At 44.1% G+C, this 17,340-nt stretch carries 12 protein-coding genes; 11 read left to right on the top strand and 1 reads right to left on the bottom strand.

The window, feature by feature from the left end:
• The first annotated feature begins 12 nt into the window (after positions 1-12).
• The 6 genes from NSQ99_RS17350 to NSQ99_RS17325 all read left to right on the top strand — a co-directional run bounded on the left by NSQ99_RS17350 (position 13) and on the right by NSQ99_RS17325 (position 5,437).
• Positions 13-396 carry an ectoine synthase gene (locus tag NSQ99_RS17350; RefSeq protein ID WP_251669031.1) on the top strand — a complete coding sequence of 128 codons (384 nt, stop codon included), beginning with the start codon at positions 13-15 and terminating at the stop codon, positions 394-396.
• A gap of 515 nt (positions 397-911) precedes the next feature.
• Positions 912-1,784, top strand: a complete 873-nt coding sequence (gene thpD / locus NSQ99_RS17345; protein ID WP_340838095.1) for an ectoine hydroxylase — start codon at positions 912-914, stop codon at positions 1,782-1,784.
• Between the two features lie 1,115 nt (positions 1,785-2,899).
• Entirely contained in the window at positions 2,900-3,517 is a 618-nt protein-coding gene (locus NSQ99_RS17340) for a hypothetical protein (protein ID WP_340838094.1), read from the top strand.
• A 72-nt stretch (positions 3,518-3,589) separates the two neighbouring features.
• On the top strand, positions 3,590-3,781 hold the full coding sequence (locus tag NSQ99_RS17335; RefSeq protein WP_251669025.1) for a helix-turn-helix transcriptional regulator: 192 nt from the start codon (positions 3,590-3,592) through the stop codon (positions 3,779-3,781).
• 11 nt (positions 3,782-3,792) lie between these two features.
• Entirely contained in the window at positions 3,793-4,269 is a 477-nt protein-coding gene (locus tag NSQ99_RS17330; RefSeq protein ID WP_251669023.1) for a hypothetical protein, read from the top strand.
• A gap of 484 nt (positions 4,270-4,753) precedes the next feature.
• The gene (locus NSQ99_RS17325) at positions 4,754-5,437 is read left to right on the top strand and encodes a hypothetical protein (protein WP_251669021.1); all 684 of its coding nucleotides are present in this window, start codon (positions 4,754-4,756) and stop codon (positions 5,435-5,437) included.
• A 200-nt stretch (positions 5,438-5,637) separates the two neighbouring features.
• Here NSQ99_RS17325 and NSQ99_RS17320 read toward each other — a convergent pair whose 3' ends face one another.
• Positions 5,638-6,102 (bottom strand): hypothetical protein, encoded by a 465-nt coding sequence (locus NSQ99_RS17320; RefSeq protein WP_340838090.1) that lies wholly within the window; start codon positions 6,100-6,102, stop codon positions 5,638-5,640.
• A gap of 262 nt (positions 6,103-6,364) precedes the next feature.
• On the opposite strand from NSQ99_RS17320, the gene NSQ99_RS17315 reads away from it, so the two are divergent.
• From NSQ99_RS17315 to NSQ99_RS17295, 5 genes are all read left to right on the top strand, one after another.
• Entirely contained in the window at positions 6,365-6,862 is a 498-nt protein-coding gene (locus NSQ99_RS17315; RefSeq protein ID WP_251669017.1) for a GNAT family N-acetyltransferase, read from the top strand.
• 17 nt (positions 6,863-6,879) lie between these two features.
• On the top strand, positions 6,880-7,389 hold the full coding sequence (locus NSQ99_RS17310) for a phage tail protein (protein ID WP_251669015.1): 510 nt from the start codon (positions 6,880-6,882) through the stop codon (positions 7,387-7,389).
• Between the two features lie 84 nt (positions 7,390-7,473).
• On the top strand, positions 7,474-7,977 hold the full coding sequence (locus NSQ99_RS17305; RefSeq protein WP_340838087.1) for a phage tail protein: 504 nt from the start codon (positions 7,474-7,476) through the stop codon (positions 7,975-7,977).
• Positions 7,978-7,987: 10 nt separating this feature from the next.
• Positions 7,988-8,518 carry a phage tail protein gene (locus NSQ99_RS17300; protein WP_251669011.1) on the top strand — a complete coding sequence of 177 codons (531 nt, stop codon included), beginning with the start codon at positions 7,988-7,990 and terminating at the stop codon, positions 8,516-8,518.
• A gap of 87 nt (positions 8,519-8,605) precedes the next feature.
• A complete protein-coding gene (locus NSQ99_RS17295; RefSeq protein ID WP_340838085.1) occupies positions 8,606-17,182 on the top strand; it encodes an Ig-like domain-containing protein in 8,577 nt (2,858 codons plus the stop codon).
• Positions 17,183-17,340 lie beyond the last annotated feature (158 nt).

The following is a 17,340-nucleotide window of genomic DNA, read 5'->3' as shown; positions in this document are numbered from 1 at the left end:
GAGGAAAATGCCATGATCGTAAAACATTTAGAGGATGTTATTGGTACAGAATTTGATATTGATACACCTACATGGAACAGTCGAAGATTAATTCTTAAGAAGGATGATGTCGGATTCTCTCTGCACGATACGATTATTAAAGCAGGTACAGAGACGATGATTTGGTATAAGCATCATATTGAAGCGGTTTATTGCGTTGAAGGGGAAGGCGAGATCGAGCTGATCGATACGCGAGAAACCTATAGCATTCGCCCAGGCACATTATATGTGCTGAATGGGCATGAAAAGCACTGGCTGCGAGGAACGACAGATATGAGGATGATATGTGTATTCAATCCGCCATGCACAGGGCAAGAGGTTCATGATGAAGAAGGAGCCTACGTGGCAGCGGAATAATAGATTCTTGCGAGCGGTATACGTAGCAGCAGATTGGTAGGTTTTGCGTAGTGTATGTGTCAGCAGATTAGTTGGTTCTTGTGGAAAGTCTACGAGTCAGTAGATTAATGCGTTATTACAGAACATCTACGTAACTGCAGGATAATGCGCTTTTGCAGAAAGTCTACGAGTCAGCAGGATAATGCGCTTTGCGGATCGTCTACGTAGTTGCAGGATAATGCGCTTTTGCAGAACATCTACGAGTCAACAGATTAATCGCTCTTGTATGCAGTCTGTGGTGCAGGCAGATCGTTAGTATGCGATCTACAGAGTGCTGGTTGAAGCTTCGTTATGAAGTTTGTGAGGGCAGGCAAAACTCAGTCATGAGCGATTACCAATTGTATTGTACGAGTTCGAATGAAGCTCGCGAGGAACCTAGTAAGTCTGCCAATCATTCCGATTCAACTGTAAGCACGAAAGATTAAGTGTAAATAAATTCAAGCATAATCATTTTAATTAAAAGGAGTAATGTCGATATGAAGCAATTAGTTGATGTGTATCCTACACGTAAATCAAGTGAACCAGCACTATTGGAACGTAAGGACCCAGTCGTTTATCAATCGAGGTTGAATCAAAGTGAAATCGGAACTGATGAGCTTAGCTTCTATGAGCAGAACGGCTACTTATTTCTAGAATCCTTCTTCCAAGAGGAAGAGGTCGAGGAGTTCAAGCAAGAGACAAAACGATTACTTACAGAGTCTCGAGGGTCCGATCGTCCAGAGGTCATATTAGAGCCTGAAGGTGAAGAGGTACGAAGCGTATTCGCCGTTCATAAAGATGATGTATTCTTTCAAAAATTAGCTAACTCACCACGCTTGCTAGCGATTGTTAAGCAAATACTCGGAAGTGATGTGTACATACATCAATCAAGAATAAACTTTAAACCCGGCTTCACAGGTAAAGAGTTTTATTGGCACTCTGATTTCGAAACATGGCATGCGGAGGATGGGATGCCTCGTATGCGCGCACTAAGCTGCTCGATCGCGCTTGAAGATAACAACATCTACAATGGCGCACTTATGATTATCCCAGGTTCTCATCAATGGTTCGTAAGCTGTGTAGGGGAAACGCCTGAGGATCATTTCAAAGATTCACTGCGCCGCCAAGAATATGGAGTACCTGATCAAGAGAGCCTAACGAAGCTCGTACAACAAGGTGGAATTAATATGCCAACTGGCAAAGCTGGATCTGTGCTTCTGTTCGACTGTAATGTCATGCATGGATCGAGCGCCAACATCTCACCGTATCCGCGCAGCAATGCATTTTTCGTATACAACAGTGTCGAGAATAAGCTGGAGGATCCGTTCGCAAGTCAAAAGCCTAGACCAGATTATATTGCAACAAGATAAGGTACGGCGCGGCAGGGTGTCAATAAAAGTCCACCATCCTTCTGGATTAAACGAATGCAGACTTGCTTAATAAGCGTAATGCAGAACTTGCTTAAGCGTAATGTAGGTTTGTTTAATAAAAGTAATACCTGCTTGTTTAATAGGAGTAATACAAACTTGCTTAATAGTCGTGGACTAATGTATCCGTAACATTGGGTAAGGAGCTGCTATAGGTACTGCACCCCAAAAGTTAGAATGAGAACCTAACTTTTGGGGTGCTTTTTTGATTCTGCCAAGTGTTGCATAATTAGTTGCTGAATGCCCACCTGAATGCCCTGCCCAAACATTCATGGCAATGACATTCGCTCCGACTGTGTCGGATAGAGTATATGTGACGACGAATCAATAAAGTATGGCATGATTATTTGAACCTGCACATTTTAATGAAGAAACAATCAATGACCTTCACGCCGACAGCTTACGGAAAGTATCTATGGGGGATATTATATATTTAGTGTGGTGATGCGTGGAATATCATATCATGTTACAATAGGGAATATATGTAAACTTTGGTTGACTCTTATTAATAAGGTGGTCAATATGGTTAACTTGAAATCAAGAAATTATATCTTAACCTCAATATGTACACTAATTATGTTTTCCGTTACTGCTGTAATAGGCTTATTTCCTCTTCTATTTATATTTGCACCGATTATTTGGGGAGCAGTATATAAGTTGATCACCTATATTCAAAGTAAGAGAATGACAAAAAATAAAAATAAGCTTGAACATCATTAGCTCATTTTTTTATATTATACTTGGTGAATGAGTGGATCCAGAAGTCAGTGAGAATTGACGTCTGGGTCCACTTTACTTCGTGCTAGAGCGTGAAGATAAGTTTGCACACATCCCGGTGGCTCGTCCACATTATATGAAAAACCACCCAAACCACTCCCAAATGCTCGTGACTCAGCCGAATTGTATGAAAAACCACCCAAACCGCTCCCAAATGCTCGTTATTCGGCCCAGTTGTATGAAAAACCACCCAAACTACCGCAAAATGCTCGTTATTCAGCCGAATTGTATGAAAAACCACCCAAACTGCGCCCAATATGCCCATGACTCAGCCAAGTTGTATGAAAAACCACCCAAACTGCGCCCAATATGCCCATGACTCGGCCGAATTGTATGAAAAATCACCTAAACCGCCGCAAAATGCTCGTTATTCGGCCCAGTTGTATGAAAAACCACCTAAACTGCCGCAAAATGCTCGTGATTCTGCCCAGTTGTATGAAAAACCACCCAAACCGCTCCCGAATGCTCGTTATTCGGCCCAGTTGTATGAAAAACCACCCAAACTGCCGCAAAATGCTCGTGATTCTGCCCAGTTGTATGAAAAACCACCCAAACCGCCGCAAAATGCTCGTTATTCGGCCCAGTTGTATGAAAAACCACCTAAACTACCGCAAAATGCTCGTGATTCAGCCGAATTGTATGAAAAACCACCTAAACTGCCGCAAAATGCTCATTATTCGGCCCAGTTGTATGAAAAACCACCTAAACTACCGCAAAATGCTCGTGACTCAGCCGAATTGTATGAAAAACCACCTAAACTGCCGCAAAATGCTCATTTGTCGGCCGAATTGTATGAAAAATCACCCAAACCGCACCACAAGCCCCGCGACACAGCCATTTCATGCAGCATGCGAGGCTGCTGCAGACACATTAAACAAATCACAACATATTGTATGTAAAGCACGCTTGACATTTACTGTAGAATCATTTATTCTCATTGTAAAGTGAGCTTTACATTGAGGAGGTTCATCATGAATAATGTTATTCGTGAGCTGCGTTTACAATTCAATATGACGCAGGAGCAGCTTGCAGAACAGGTCGGCGTGTCGCGACAATCGATCATTGCGATTGAGAATCAGAGATATAAACCCTCTCTGGAGCTGGCTTATAAAATCTCAAAAGTTTTTCATAAAACAATTGAAGATGTTTTTATATTCGAATAGGAGGGACATAGATGGTATACGTAGGGATTTATGGTGGCTTGTTGATTGGTTTGCTAGGCTGGTATTTCGGTAGAGTAGCAGCACGCAAAAAAAGAGGCTTGGATGAGATGAACACCCATATTTGGAGTAAGGCGCGCTCTACTTCATGGTACTTTACAGCAGCAGCGATTTATCTGTTAATGACATTGGAGGTGACTGGGATGAAGCTAAATCTTATTCCTGCGCTTTCTATCCTTCTACTTGTTCACTTAGCTAGTTGGGCGATAGCAGGCACTTTTTTCTCATTAAATTTTATTAGTCCAGATTCCCCTAACAATGTTGTTATATTGTCAGCTATTATTGGCGCTACCTTCTTATTAATTTTTGCGATCATATCAGTCTTAACGGGTAACTGGAAGTTTCTACTTACCGCTATCCCACCCGTTATCATGATTACGTTAATATCGATTGCACAAGCTCGATTAAAGAAGCATGCTAATCCAAAATAATTCATTCTAGCTCTTGAAATTTGACCTCATTGTGACATACTAGAAGCAACTAGTATAAACAATATGGCGAAGCACGCTCGGAATTCCTTTATGTGAAAAAGGAATGACCGGGCGTTTTTTTTGTTGCTTCTCATGATTACGTGCAAATACTGCAATTCTTATGATTACAAACATTAACGCTACGCGTTACATCCACAGAAAAGGAGTGAGAAAGAGTACATTACATACAGAGAAAAGGAGTGAGAAAGAGTACGTTACATTCACAGAAAAGGAGTGAGAAAGAGTACGTTACATCCACAGAAAAGGAGTGAGAAAGAGTACATTACATTCGCAGTAAAGGAGTGATATAGAGCACGTTACATACACAGAAAAGTAGCAAGATAGAGAGTTAGCTAAACCATCATATGAAGTGCAGCTTTAATAAAGTGAAATTTTTGCTGAACAGAGGTTATTGCCCTTTAATAATATAGTAGAGGTGAACAGTATGAGTTTAACGATTGAACAAGATAAGTGGCTTCAAAAACATTTGGCTAGTCGAAAAGGGGAACGAAGAGATGCATTGAAAAGAGGGCATGGCTACGGAAATCAATTGTTTATTGAGCAAATATGGTGGCCGCTTATGGGGCATTTCAATGGCTTACATCCGGAATATGAAGTGAAGGACTGGCGAGGTCGTGCTTACTATGTTGACTTCATGTGGAAGCTAGGAGGGTACCGCTTTGTATTTGAAATCATGGATTATGGTTCACATGGCAAGGAACGATCAAAATATCGCATGGATTTGAATCGAGGGTTATTTCTACAATCGCAAGGCTTTCATTACATAGAGCTATCGCTAGATGACCTGAAGGAAAATCCTATGTTTATACTAAATATGCTTCAAAGCATACTATCATCTTATTTAGTAGTAACGATCGAGCAGAATGGTGAAATCCTACGTAAGTTTACGAAGATTGAACGGCAATTAATGAGCTTTGCAATTCGCCATAATCGGATTCTAAAGCCAGTTCATGCAGCAAGAGAGCTAGAGCTTTATAAGGCAACCGTCATCAAGTATTGTCGTATTCTCGTAGAGAAAGGCAAGCTTCGCGCGGTGCCATCTGGAGTGTCGGGTCGAGTGTACCAATATGAATATATCGGATCGATTCAAAGTCCAGACCTGGTATAAGCGGACAGAACTTCGCAGAAGAACGAGAATCCTGTAGAAGAACGAGAATCCTGTAGTAGAACCAAAACTCCGCAGAAGAACCAAACCCTGTAATATAACCAGCTAGAACTATAACCAGAACCCTGCAGTAGAATCAGAACCAGAGCTCTAACGTTGAGAATTTACAACATAAGAGTATGCAGCAATGCTGGGTAGCCGAGCTATATAACTAAATCTTTTTTCTTAGCATCCGCATCTAAGGCTGCTCTAATAGCTACGCCAACCCCAATCCCAAGCGGCAATCCTAGACCGATATTATCAAAAATAAGAAGTCCGAAAACTACACCTAAACTTGTGCCAAGAGACATATAAATACTTAAATAAAGTCCACTTGTCACCATTTTATGCTGCTTCATTAAATGAGATTTAATCGAGTCTATTAGCTGCTTATGGACCGAAACATCAGCACTTGAGAGCTGCGCTAACTGATCTCTTCGATGGACGAAGTGGTTCTCCAACTCAATGAGCTGTTGAACACATACTTCACAAACTGGAGCAAAGGAGCTCAGTTTTTCGATGATGCGATGACATCTCTCTAACTCTAGCTTAGCAGCTACTGGCTCATCAACTTGATGACTCAATTCGTAAACGATTGCCTTTAGGTTATCCATTCGCTGTTGATCCATTACATAAACCTCCTAAGTTTTGCTTAACGACATATAAATATTGCAATTCCTCTTTAGTAATTATCTTAACAAAATGCCATCCATTTGTGTTAATCACATTTCCCCTATTTGAAATATTACTCACGAAACGACTTACTCATAGACTCTATTTGTTACTATCAAGCTACAGTAGAAATGATGCTGAAAAAAATAGGTTGTTAGCGAAAAATGTTCCTGTTAGAATAAAGAAGAAAATGTAAATTAAAGTTAAAGGAGACTTTTAATGTTACCTTTTCATTTTCGTCCTGCTGATCCTAAGGATGATAGTTTTTTATACGAGCTGTATGCCTCTAACAGACAGGAAGAGGTGGCATCCTGGGGATGGCCACTTGAACAACAGCAATCATTTCTACATATGCAGTGGCTTGCACAACGATCCTCTTACAAAGCTCAAGTTCCCAATGCGAAACAAACCGTCGTTATACTCGATCAGAACCCCATCGGACAATTTATTGTGGACTATACTCCCGTTCATCTTCACCTTATCGATATTTCGATCCTACCGTTATTTCGTAACCAAGGAATAGGGACCTCCTTATTACAAAGCCTTCAACAAGAATCCACTCAACTTAGGAAGCCCATTAATCTTAATGTGATGAAAGGAAATCCTGCTAGTCGTTTATATGAACGGCTGGGGTTTTCATATATTGGTGCCACGAATACGACGGATAATATGGATCTGTATGCATCTATGACGTGGCTGCCACCAAATTATATTTAAATGAAAGGAGCTAATCTATGAGTGATCAGTACGTAGGGGAAATAAGAATGTTTTCTGGTAGCTTTGCACCAGCAGGCTGGGCTTTTTGTGACGGCTCTAGGGTCAGCATTGCTGAAAACCAATTATTGTTCGCGCTTATCGGCACAACGTATGGAGGGGACGGTCAAACGTATTATAATCTTCCGGATCTGAGAGGACGTCTTCCAATTCATCGGGCTACAAACTATCCACTCGGACAAATGGGTGGGGTAGAACAAGTAACACTGGTTGAATCTCAGTTGCCTATGCATACTCATCCTGCTTATGCTAATAACTCTTCCGCAGCTACAACAAGCAGCTCTCCTGCCGGTCAAGTTTGGGGCTATAGTGGAGGCATAACGAATTACCAGACGTCGAATCCAGATGTAACGATGTCGCCTTACTCGCTCTCGAGCGTAGGAGGCAATCAACCTCATAACAATATGATGCCTAGCTTAGCGGTTAGTTATATTATTGCACTCCAAGGGATCTTTCCGTCGCAGTCGTAAAAGGAACACAGCTTGTGATGTGAGTATAATGAATCATTTCGTTTCAATAGGAATGAAATTACTTTATAAAAAGGAGGAATGGGGATGTCAGAACCGTTTTTAGGTGAGATCAGAATGTTTGCCTTTGGATTAATCCCTAAAGGGTGGCTTCCATGTGATGGTCAGCTTTTGCAAATAGCTTCAAATTCAGCTTTATATGCTATTTTAGGTACAGCCTATGGTGGCAATGGAACAACGACCTTCGCCTTACCTAATCTACAAGGAAGTACTCCAATTGATTGGAATAATGAGTACCCAGTGGGTTCTAGGGGTGGTGAGACGAACCATACGTTAATAATCACTGAAATGCCACAGCATAGTCATCAGGCTCAAGCAAGTACAAATGGAGCAAGCTTGCCTAGCCCTGCCGGTAACGTATGGGGGAAAACTCCTGATTCTCGTCCCATTTATGCTGCTACACTCAACACTTCGTTGAATCCTTCAGCGCTTAGTGTCGCGGGTGGAAGTCAACCCCATACGAATATGCAGCCATACACAACATTGACATATTGTATTGCAATACAAGGCGTTTTTCCGTCAAGACCATAGGAGGTGTATTATGGAACCGTTCATTGGAGAGATTAGACTATTTGCTGGAAACTTTGCGCCGAGAGGCTGGGCACGGTGTGACGGTAAGATATTAAACATTCAACAGAACACCGCACTTTTTTCTATATTAGGAAATATATATGGCGGTGATGGAAAAACAACATTTGCTTTACCAAATTTACAAGGGAGAGCAGCGATTGGACAAGGTAGCGGTCCAGGTCTTACCCCTAGACAGCTTGGAGCTAGTATAGGACAGGCGACAGAGACACTAACCGTAAATCAGATTCCAAGCCATACACATATCCCTAACGGGACTAGTGTATCGTCATCAACGACAGCTACGGCTGATCCAACGAATGCGATATGGGGAAGTGAAAATGCGATATCCCCATACAAGCCTTATGATTCCACGCCAAATTCAGCTATGAGTCAACAAGCCGTTGGCAGTGCGGGTATTAGTCAGCCACATAACAACATGCAACCATATGTAGGATTAACCTATATTATTGCACTAGAAGGGATCTATCCACCAAGAAGTTAACTATAGAAAGCCGCCCTCACGATAGGTACGCAGGGTGGCTTTCGTCTGTGCATCATACTTAAATTCTAGGAGGTGAGCTTAAGGTATATGAAAACTAAGGTTATTTTAAGCCTTACAATTAGCTTTTTGTTGTTTTTTATTATTACTTCATCATTAACAAAACCAGTAATAGCGTCTGAAACAATTGCATTGCCCGCAACTGACATTACTGATGGGGCTGGTCCTAATATCCTCGTAGGTAAAGATGATACGTTAGAGTTTTTATCTGCATTGAAATTTTCAGGTATTGATACTGATCGATCCGTAACTTCGGCATATTTACAGTTGACTGGTGAAAGTGGAATTGCGAAGCAAATGAATGTGGCAGTAGCTGAAAATAGCTGGTCCAATGGAGCACCACTACTACCAGGGCTAACAGGTCCATCTGTGAACGTGTCTCTAGGCAGTCCAATAGAGTATTACCCTGAGAATGCAAAGTACAGTATAGATGTTAGCCCTTTATTAATGGATCCGAGCAATATTGGGCCACCAAGTGGAACCATTTCTTTCGTTTTATCCTCAGACGATTCATCATTCTTTTTTGCGAATAATGATCATCCTGAATATGCTCCTAAGCTTGTCATCGAATATGGGGCGCCTCTTGATGAAGATCCACCTGTTTTTACAGGTGCCTCGCCTAATATATTTAATGTTACTTCAAATAGTGCGACCTTGAGGGCTCAGTTGAATGAGCCAGGTACTGTCTATTATGTATTGGTAGCTAGCGAGTCTCAAGCTCCAAGTAATGAACAGGTAAAGGCAGGACAGCAAGAGACTGGTGAGCCAGCACTTTCTGGAAGCTTTAACGTAGATACTGCATCTACCGATGTGGACTATCTCATACCAGACTTGATAGGAAACACCGCTTATGATTTATATGTGGTCGCAGAGGATGAACTAGGTAATTTACAATTGACAGTTACAAAGCTGGCCGTACAAACGTTGAATAGCCTACCAACAGATTTACAACTAAGCGCTACGACCATTGGTGAAAGTGCTGGAAGTGGTGCAGATGTAGGGGTGCTGTCAACGACGGATCAAGATGTAGGAGATAGTCATACTTATGCATTGGTTAGCGGAGAAGGTGATGACGATAATAGTAAATTTCAAATTAGCGGTAATTTGCTTCGTACGAGCGAGAGTCTAACTCCTGGGACGTATTCCGTTCGTATACGAACGACTGACGAAGCAGGTGCTACGTTCGAGGGTCGATTTGCGATTAGTGTGGTCGATGATATCCGACCTGCTGCACCGGTTATTAATACTCCAGCTGATGGTACAATTACAACCAATACCAAGCCATATATTAGCGGCTCAGCAGAAGCAAGCAGTACAGTAACAATATTCATAAATGGTACCTCAGTAGGTACAGTAACAGCTACTTCTGGTGGAGACTGGGGGTTCAATCCATCTGTTGGTTTGATGGACGGAATGTATAGCATAACAGCTACCGCAACGGATGCTGCAAACAATACAAGTCTGAGCTCTACGGCGATATCCATAACTATAGACACGACAGCACCGACTTCACCGAACATTACATCTCCGAGCGCAGGAACGGCAACCTCTGACGTAACACCAACTATTATTGGTACAGCGGAACCAAGCAGCACAGTAACAGTAATGAGGAATGGTGAGTCACTAGGAACGACAACAGCTGAAGGAAGCGGAGTATGGTCGTTTACATCGGCAACTGAATGGTCTGAAGGGTCATATAACTTAACCGCCTATGCAACGGATGTCGCTGGGAATACAAGCGTTAACTCTGCTTCAGTATCCATAACCATTGATACGACAGCACCTGAGGCGCCGATCATTACTAGCCCAAGTGATGGTACAGTTATCTCAGCTGCATTACCAACGATTAGTGGTTCAGCTGAATCGGGCAGCATGGTGCATGTGTATAGAGATGGTGTTTTACTAGGAACGACAAGAGCAGAGGTAAGTGAAGACTGGTCGTTTACAGATATAATCAACTGGACTGATGGGACATATACCATCTATGTAATGACAATAGATCCCGCAGGGAATACAAGCGTTGACTCTGCGCCAGTAACAGTGACGATTGATACAACAGCACCAAGTGCACCGATCATTATAAGCCCTATTGATGGTGCAATAACAGCCAATACACAGCCAGAAATTAACGGTACTGCAGAGCCGGACAGCACGGTAGAGGTGTTTAGAGAAGGCGATTCACAAGGTACAGCTTTAGTGGATGGAGAAGGGAATTGGTCCCTTACACCGGCAGATGAATGGCTAGATGGAGCATATAGAATAACCGCTAAAGCAACGGATAAGGTAGGCAATATAAGTGATGATTCGATAGAAGTAGCCATAACAATCGATACGATAGCGCCAGACGCACCGACCATTACTAGCCCGCTGAGTGGGACACTAAGCTCCGATGCGATGGTGAGCATTAGCGGGAGAGCTGAAGCAGGCAGCACGGTAGAGGTTTATCGTGATGGCGTGTTATTAGACACGGCAACAACAGATGGAAGTGAGGTCTGGACGTATTCTCCGACGAGCGCATGGTCGGATGGAACGTATAATATTACGGCTAGAGCAATTGATGCAGCAGGAAATAGTAGTGTTGACTCTGCAGCAATATTGCTGACAATTGATGCAACAATTCCGGAAGCACCGACCATCACGAATCCAAGCTCAGCTATAGTAAGCGCTGATGCGAAGCCAACGATTAGTGGGACAGCAGAAGCGGACAGCACAGTGATTGTTTATAGAGGTGGCACGGAAGACGGATCGACAGTAGCAGATGGAAGTGGAAATTGGACCTATACGCCTCTAAGCAACTGGTCGGATGGAACGCATACTGTTACGGTTAAAGCAGTTGATGCGGCAGGCAATACTAGTGATAGCTCTACAGCAGTAGCCATTACAATTGATACGACAGCACCAATCGCACCAATCATTACGAGTCCATTACATGGAGCAGTAACTTCGGACGCGATGTTAAGCATTAATGGTACAGCAGAAGAAGACAGTTTAATAGAAATATTTAGAGATGGTGATTCACAAGGGACGACAACTGCAGATGAACGCGGCGATTGGACGTTTACAGCGTCCAGCGCATGGTCGGATGGAACGTATAGCATTACCGCTAAAGCAACCGATGCGGTGGGCAATACAAGCGACGAATCTGCAACAATATCGGTAATCATCGACACAACTGCACCGGCAGCACCGATCATTGACAGTCCAATAGATGGTACAGTAAGTCTAGAAGCGACGCCAACAATCAGCGGTACCGCTGAATCAGACAGCACAGTGGAAGTGTTCAGAGAAGGCGTGTCACAAGGGACGACAATAGCAGATGGAAGCGGCGATTGGACGTTTACACCGACAAGCGCATGGCCGGATGGAACGTACAGTATTACTGTAAAAGCAACGGATACAGCAGGTAATACGAGCGTCGATTCAGAAGCAGTCGTGCTAACGATTGATACGATAGCACCAAGTGCGCCAATCATTACAAGTCCAATGGATGGAACAGTAATCGCAGAAGCGACGCCAACGATCAGTGGTACGGCTGAAGCAGACAGCACGATAGAAGTGTTCAGCGATGGTATCTCCCAAGGGACGACAACAGCAGATGGGAGCGGCGACTGGACGTTTACACCGACAAGCGCATGGTCGGATGGAACGTACAGCATTACTGCAAAAGCAACAGATGCGGCAGACAATACAAGCGTTGAAGCTGCAGCAGTCATGCTAATCATTGATACGACAGCACCAAGTGCGCCAAGCATTGCGAGTCCAAGTGATGGAACGGTAAGCGCAATTGCGACACCTACGATCAGCGGTACTGCCGAAGCAGACAGTACAGTTGAAGTGTTCAGAGAAGGTACTTCACAAGGAACGACAATTGCAGATGGAAGCGGGAACTGGAGCTACACACCGACAAGCGCATGGTCGGATGGAACGCACAGTATTACCGTAAGAGCAATCGATGCAGCGGGCAATACAAGCGACGAATCTGCAGCAGTCATACTAGTCATTGATGCAACAGCTCCCAATGCACCAAGCATTACGAGTCCTACGGATGGAGCAGTAAGTAATGATACGACACCAACAATCATTGGTAATGCCGAAGCAGATAGCATAGTGGAAGTGTTCAGAGATGGCACTTCACAAGGAACGACAATCGCAGATGAAAGCGGCGACTGGACGTTTACACCGACCAGTGCATGGTCAGATGGAACGCACAGCTTAACTGCTAGAGCAACCGATGCAGTGGGTAATACAAGCGACGAATCTGCAGCAGTCATACTAGTCATTGATACGATAGCACCGAGTGAGCCAAGCATTGCGAGTCCAAGTGATGGAACGGTAACCATTGATGCAACACCAACGATCAGTGGTGCGGCTGAAGAAGACAGCATAGTGGAAGTGTTCAGAGATGGCGATTCACAAGGGACGACAATTGCAGATGGAAGCGGCGAGTGGAACTTTACACCGACCAGTGCATGGTCAGATGGAACGCACAGCATAACTGCTAGAGCAACGGATGCAGCAGGTAATACGAGCGCCGAATCATTGGCAACTACAATTAGTATTGATACAACAGCACCAAGTGCGCCAAGTATTACGAGTCCAAGCGATGGAACAGTGAGCAATGAAGCAACACCAACAATTAGAGGTACGGCTGAAGCAGACAGCACAGTGGAACTGTTCAGAGACGGCGATTCACAAGGGACGACCACAGCAGATGGAAGCGGTGATTGGACCTTTACACCGACCAGTGAATGGCCAGATGGAACGCACAGCATTACTGCTGAAGCAACAGATGCAGCAGGTAATACAGGCGTTGAATCTGCTGAAGTAACATTAGTTATTGATACAACAGCACCAAGTGCACCAAGCATTACGAGTCCAAGTGATGGTACAGTAAGCAATGAAGCTATACCAACAATTAGTGGTACGGCTGAAGGAGACAGCACTGTCGAAGTGTTTAGAGAAGGTGTCTCACAAGGAACGACAATCGCAGACGAAAACGGCGATTGGACGTTTACACCAACCAGTGCATGGTCGGATGGAACGCACAGTATAACTGCAAAAGCAACGGATGCAACGGATAATACAAGCGATGAATCTGCAGTAGTCATGCTAGTCATTGATACTGTAGCACCAAGTACGCCGATCATTACGAGCCCAAGTGATGGAGCAGTAAGCACTGATGCGACACCAACGATCAGTGGTACGGCTGAGGCAGATAGCACAGTGGAAGTGTTTAGAGATGGTGATTCTCAAGGAACGACTACAGCAGATGGAAGTGGCGATTGGACGTTTACACCAATCAGTGCATGGTCGGATGGAACGTATAGTATTACTGCTAAAGCAACAGATGCAGCGGGCAATACAAGTATGGACTCCACAGAAGTAACGCTAGTAGTTGATGCTACAGCACCAACCGCACCGATCATTACGAGTCCAATAGAAGGAACAGTAAATGCTGAAGCGACACCTACGATCAGTGGTACGGCTGAAGCGAACAGCACAGTGGAAGTGTTCAGAGATGGTGATTCACAAGGAACGACCACAGCAGATGGAAGCGGTGATTGGACGTTTATACCGTCCAGCGCATGGTCGGAAGGACCGCACAGCATTACCACGAGAGCGATGGATGCAGCGGGTAATACGAGCGCCGAATCAGTTGCAACAACGATAATCATTGATACAACAGCACCAAGTGCGCCAAGCATTACAAGTCCAAGTGATGAAGCAGTAAGCACTGATGCGACACCAACGATCAGTGGAACGGCTGAAGCAGATAGCACAGTGGAAGTATTCAGAGATGGAACTTCACAAGGAACGACAATCGCAGATGAAAACGGCGATTGGACGTATACACCAACCAGTGCATGGTCGGATGGAACGTACAGTATTACGGCTAAAGCAACGGATGCAGCGGGTAATACGAGCGATGAATCTGCAGCCGTTAAGCTAGTACTTGATGCAACAGCGCCAAGTGCGCCAAGCATAGCAAGTCCAATTGATGGAACAGTAAGTCCAGATGCCACACCAACGATCAGTGGTACGGCTGAAGCGAACAGCACAGTGGAAGTGTTCAGAGATGGCGATTCACAAGGGACGACCATAGCAGATGGAAACGGCGATTGGACATTTACACTGTCCAGCGCATGGTCGGATGGAGCACATAGCATTACCGCGAGAGCAACGGATGTAGCGGGTAATACGAGCGAAGAATCTGCAGCCGTTACGTTAGTGATTGATGCAACCGCACCAATAGCACCAAGCATTACGAGTCCAAGTGATGGAACGGTAAGCACAGAAGGGACACCGATAATCATTGGTACTGCTGAAGCAGACAGCATAGTGGAAGTGTTCAGAGATGGCGATTCTCAAGGAACGACCACAGCAGATGAAAACGGTGATTGGACGTTTACAGTAACCGGCGCATGGTCAGATGGAACGTACAGTATTACGGCTAAAGCAACGGATGCAGCGGGTAATACGAGCGATGAATCAGCAGTCGTTAAACTAGTGATTGATGCAACAGCACCAGGTGCACCAAGCATAGTAAGTCCAAGTGATGGAAACGTAAGTGCAGACACGACACCGACAATTAGTGGAACGGCTGAAGCGGACAGTGTAGTGGAAGTATTTAGAGATGGCCAGTCACAAGGGACGACCGCAGCAGATGAAAACGGTGATTGGACGTTTATACCAACCATTGCATGGGAGGAAGGAACACACAGCATTACCGCGACAGCAACGGATGCAGCGGGTAACACAAGCACGGATTCCACAGTCATAACACTAGTGGTCGATACGACATCACCAGTCATTACGTTAATTGGAGAATCTAGCATTCGAATTGTACTCGGTACAAATTATGCTGATGAAGGAGCTACAGCTCTGGATACGCGACAAGGTGATTTGACCTCTAGTATTGTCATCACCAATAATGTCGATACCGACGTCATTGGTGAGCATACCGTTACTTATTATGTTGAGGACGAAGCGGGCAACGCAGCGCTTGCAGTTGAGAGAACAGTCATCGTCATACCACCAGCTGTAACCGTAGCTGGAAGCACAGGGGATCGCACGATAGCGGTTAGTGATGCAATACCTGGCGCGACGTTGACGTTGTACGATGATAAGCAGGCTCAGGTTGGGGAGCAAGGCACGGCTGACCCTGATGGGATGTTCGTTTTCCAAGGAGTATTACCAGGTCAAGGCTATTATGTAACGCAAACCGTTAACGGTTTGACAAGTGATTCATCTCTTCCGATAGATGTATCCGAGCCGAGTATACCAACTCAGCCAGTACCAGTGACACCTGAAAATGCTCGCAAGGCCTCTATAATATTTGATGGGCATGGTAAAGATATTGTCGTGCAGGTCGACATCGTCCGTGTAAGAAACCAAGCAGGTAAAATCGAGGATATGGTTGTGCTGAATGGTAATCATGCAATGGATATTGTTGAAGAGGCACTGACAATAGAAAACAAACTTATACATGTACTCATTGATGATATACCGAACGAACCTGTAGATGAGGTTAATTTATCTATTGAGCGTGATTTTATCAAGAAGCTAGCTACAAGTGGTTTATCCGTAAACATTGTTACTGACTACGCTGCGATCACATTATCGCAACAAACATTGCAGCAAGTAGAGCAGCAAGGCAAAAGCTTGAGCTTCAGTATCGTTCCAAGTCGTAATGAGTCGATAAGACGAGAAATAGCAAAGCGCATTGCCGCTAGTGAGCAAGTGAAGGCGATTACTGGTGGAGGCGATATTAAACATGTTGGTACACCGGTGAATATTAATGCCATTACTCAAGCAAAAGCTACAATTCCGCTGCTAGGCATCGAGCTTCCACAAGACAAGACACAAATGCAGCAGCTGCTCAATTCACTTGCTGTATATATGGAAAGTAGTGAAGGAGCAGTGAACATACAGCGTGGAAAGCTAGTATACGACGTTAATGGTAAGCCTGAAGGCATCGAGATTGACATGAGCAGCTTCACCACATTTGCAATATTCAGCTTCGATGCAGGGAAGCATACATCATATGTAAGTGGCTATGCGGACGGGACCTTTGCTCCTAATCGTAAAGTGACCCGTGGAGAGCTGGCGGCTATGCTTTCAAGATTATTATCTGATGAGCTTAAGTCCAATGCTCCCTCAACATCATATCAGGATGTGGCAGCTACACATTGGTCGGCACAGTATTTGGCTAATGTTCAGCAGCTTGGCCTAATGAATGGTTATCCTGATGGCACATTTAGACCAGATCAGCCGGTTACTCGAGCAGAATTTGCTAATGCTGTCGTACGACTATTGGATGGCAAGCGAGGAGAGCATGCTTATACTGTGAACGATATCGAGGGTCACTGGGCATATGGAAGCATGCGAAGTATGCTGGAAAAAGGGGCAATGAAAGGCTATCCAGACGGCACCTTCCGTCCAAATGCAGCACTTACAAGAGCAGAAGCGGTTAGTGCATTAAACAGAATGTTCGAGCGTCAACCGATAAAAGGACTTGAAAATCCATATTCTGATGTAGCTATGGATCACTGGGCTTATGGTGATATTCTTGAAGCTTCAGTAGAGCACTCACCATCAGAACACTAAAGTAAGCTTTAACTAACATGATTAGCTGTTAGAAAGTCAGTAATAATTGACTTTCTAGCAGCTTTTTTTTGCAATGCAATTTGGCAATTATATTATAAAAACGTGCAACTGTAGTGTAAGCTATTATCTACGCTTAGCTGTATAATAATGAACGGTAA

Origin of the sequence: Paenibacillus sp. FSL W7-1287, assembly GCF_038004245.1 — a bacterium.
Taxonomy (GTDB): domain Bacteria; phylum Bacillota; class Bacilli; order Paenibacillales; family Paenibacillaceae; genus Pristimantibacillus; species Pristimantibacillus camelliae.
This window is presented reverse-complemented; position numbering and strand designations above follow the sequence as displayed.

Coding starts and splice junctions, on each gene's coding strand:
- NSQ99_RS17350 (WP_251669031.1), top strand. CDS start 13: ATGATCGTAAAACATTTAGAGGATGTTATTGGTACAGAATTTGATATT.
- thpD (WP_340838095.1), top strand. CDS start 912: ATGAAGCAATTAGTTGATGTGTATCCTACACGTAAATCAAGTGAACCA.
- NSQ99_RS17340 (WP_340838094.1), top strand. CDS start 2,900: ATGAAAAACCACCCAAACTGCGCCCAATATGCCCATGACTCGGCCGAA.
- NSQ99_RS17335 (WP_251669025.1), top strand. CDS start 3,590: ATGAATAATGTTATTCGTGAGCTGCGTTTACAATTCAATATGACGCAG.
- NSQ99_RS17330 (WP_251669023.1), top strand. CDS start 3,793: ATGGTATACGTAGGGATTTATGGTGGCTTGTTGATTGGTTTGCTAGGC.
- NSQ99_RS17325 (WP_251669021.1), top strand. CDS start 4,754: ATGAGTTTAACGATTGAACAAGATAAGTGGCTTCAAAAACATTTGGCT.
- NSQ99_RS17320 (WP_340838090.1), bottom strand. CDS start 6,102: ATGGATCAACAGCGAATGGATAACCTAAAGGCAATCGTTTACGAATTG.
- NSQ99_RS17315 (WP_251669017.1), top strand. CDS start 6,365: ATGTTACCTTTTCATTTTCGTCCTGCTGATCCTAAGGATGATAGTTTT.
- NSQ99_RS17310 (WP_251669015.1), top strand. CDS start 6,880: ATGAGTGATCAGTACGTAGGGGAAATAAGAATGTTTTCTGGTAGCTTT.
- NSQ99_RS17305 (WP_340838087.1), top strand. CDS start 7,474: ATGTCAGAACCGTTTTTAGGTGAGATCAGAATGTTTGCCTTTGGATTA.
- NSQ99_RS17300 (WP_251669011.1), top strand. CDS start 7,988: ATGGAACCGTTCATTGGAGAGATTAGACTATTTGCTGGAAACTTTGCG.
- NSQ99_RS17295 (WP_340838085.1), top strand. CDS start 8,606: ATGAAAACTAAGGTTATTTTAAGCCTTACAATTAGCTTTTTGTTGTTT.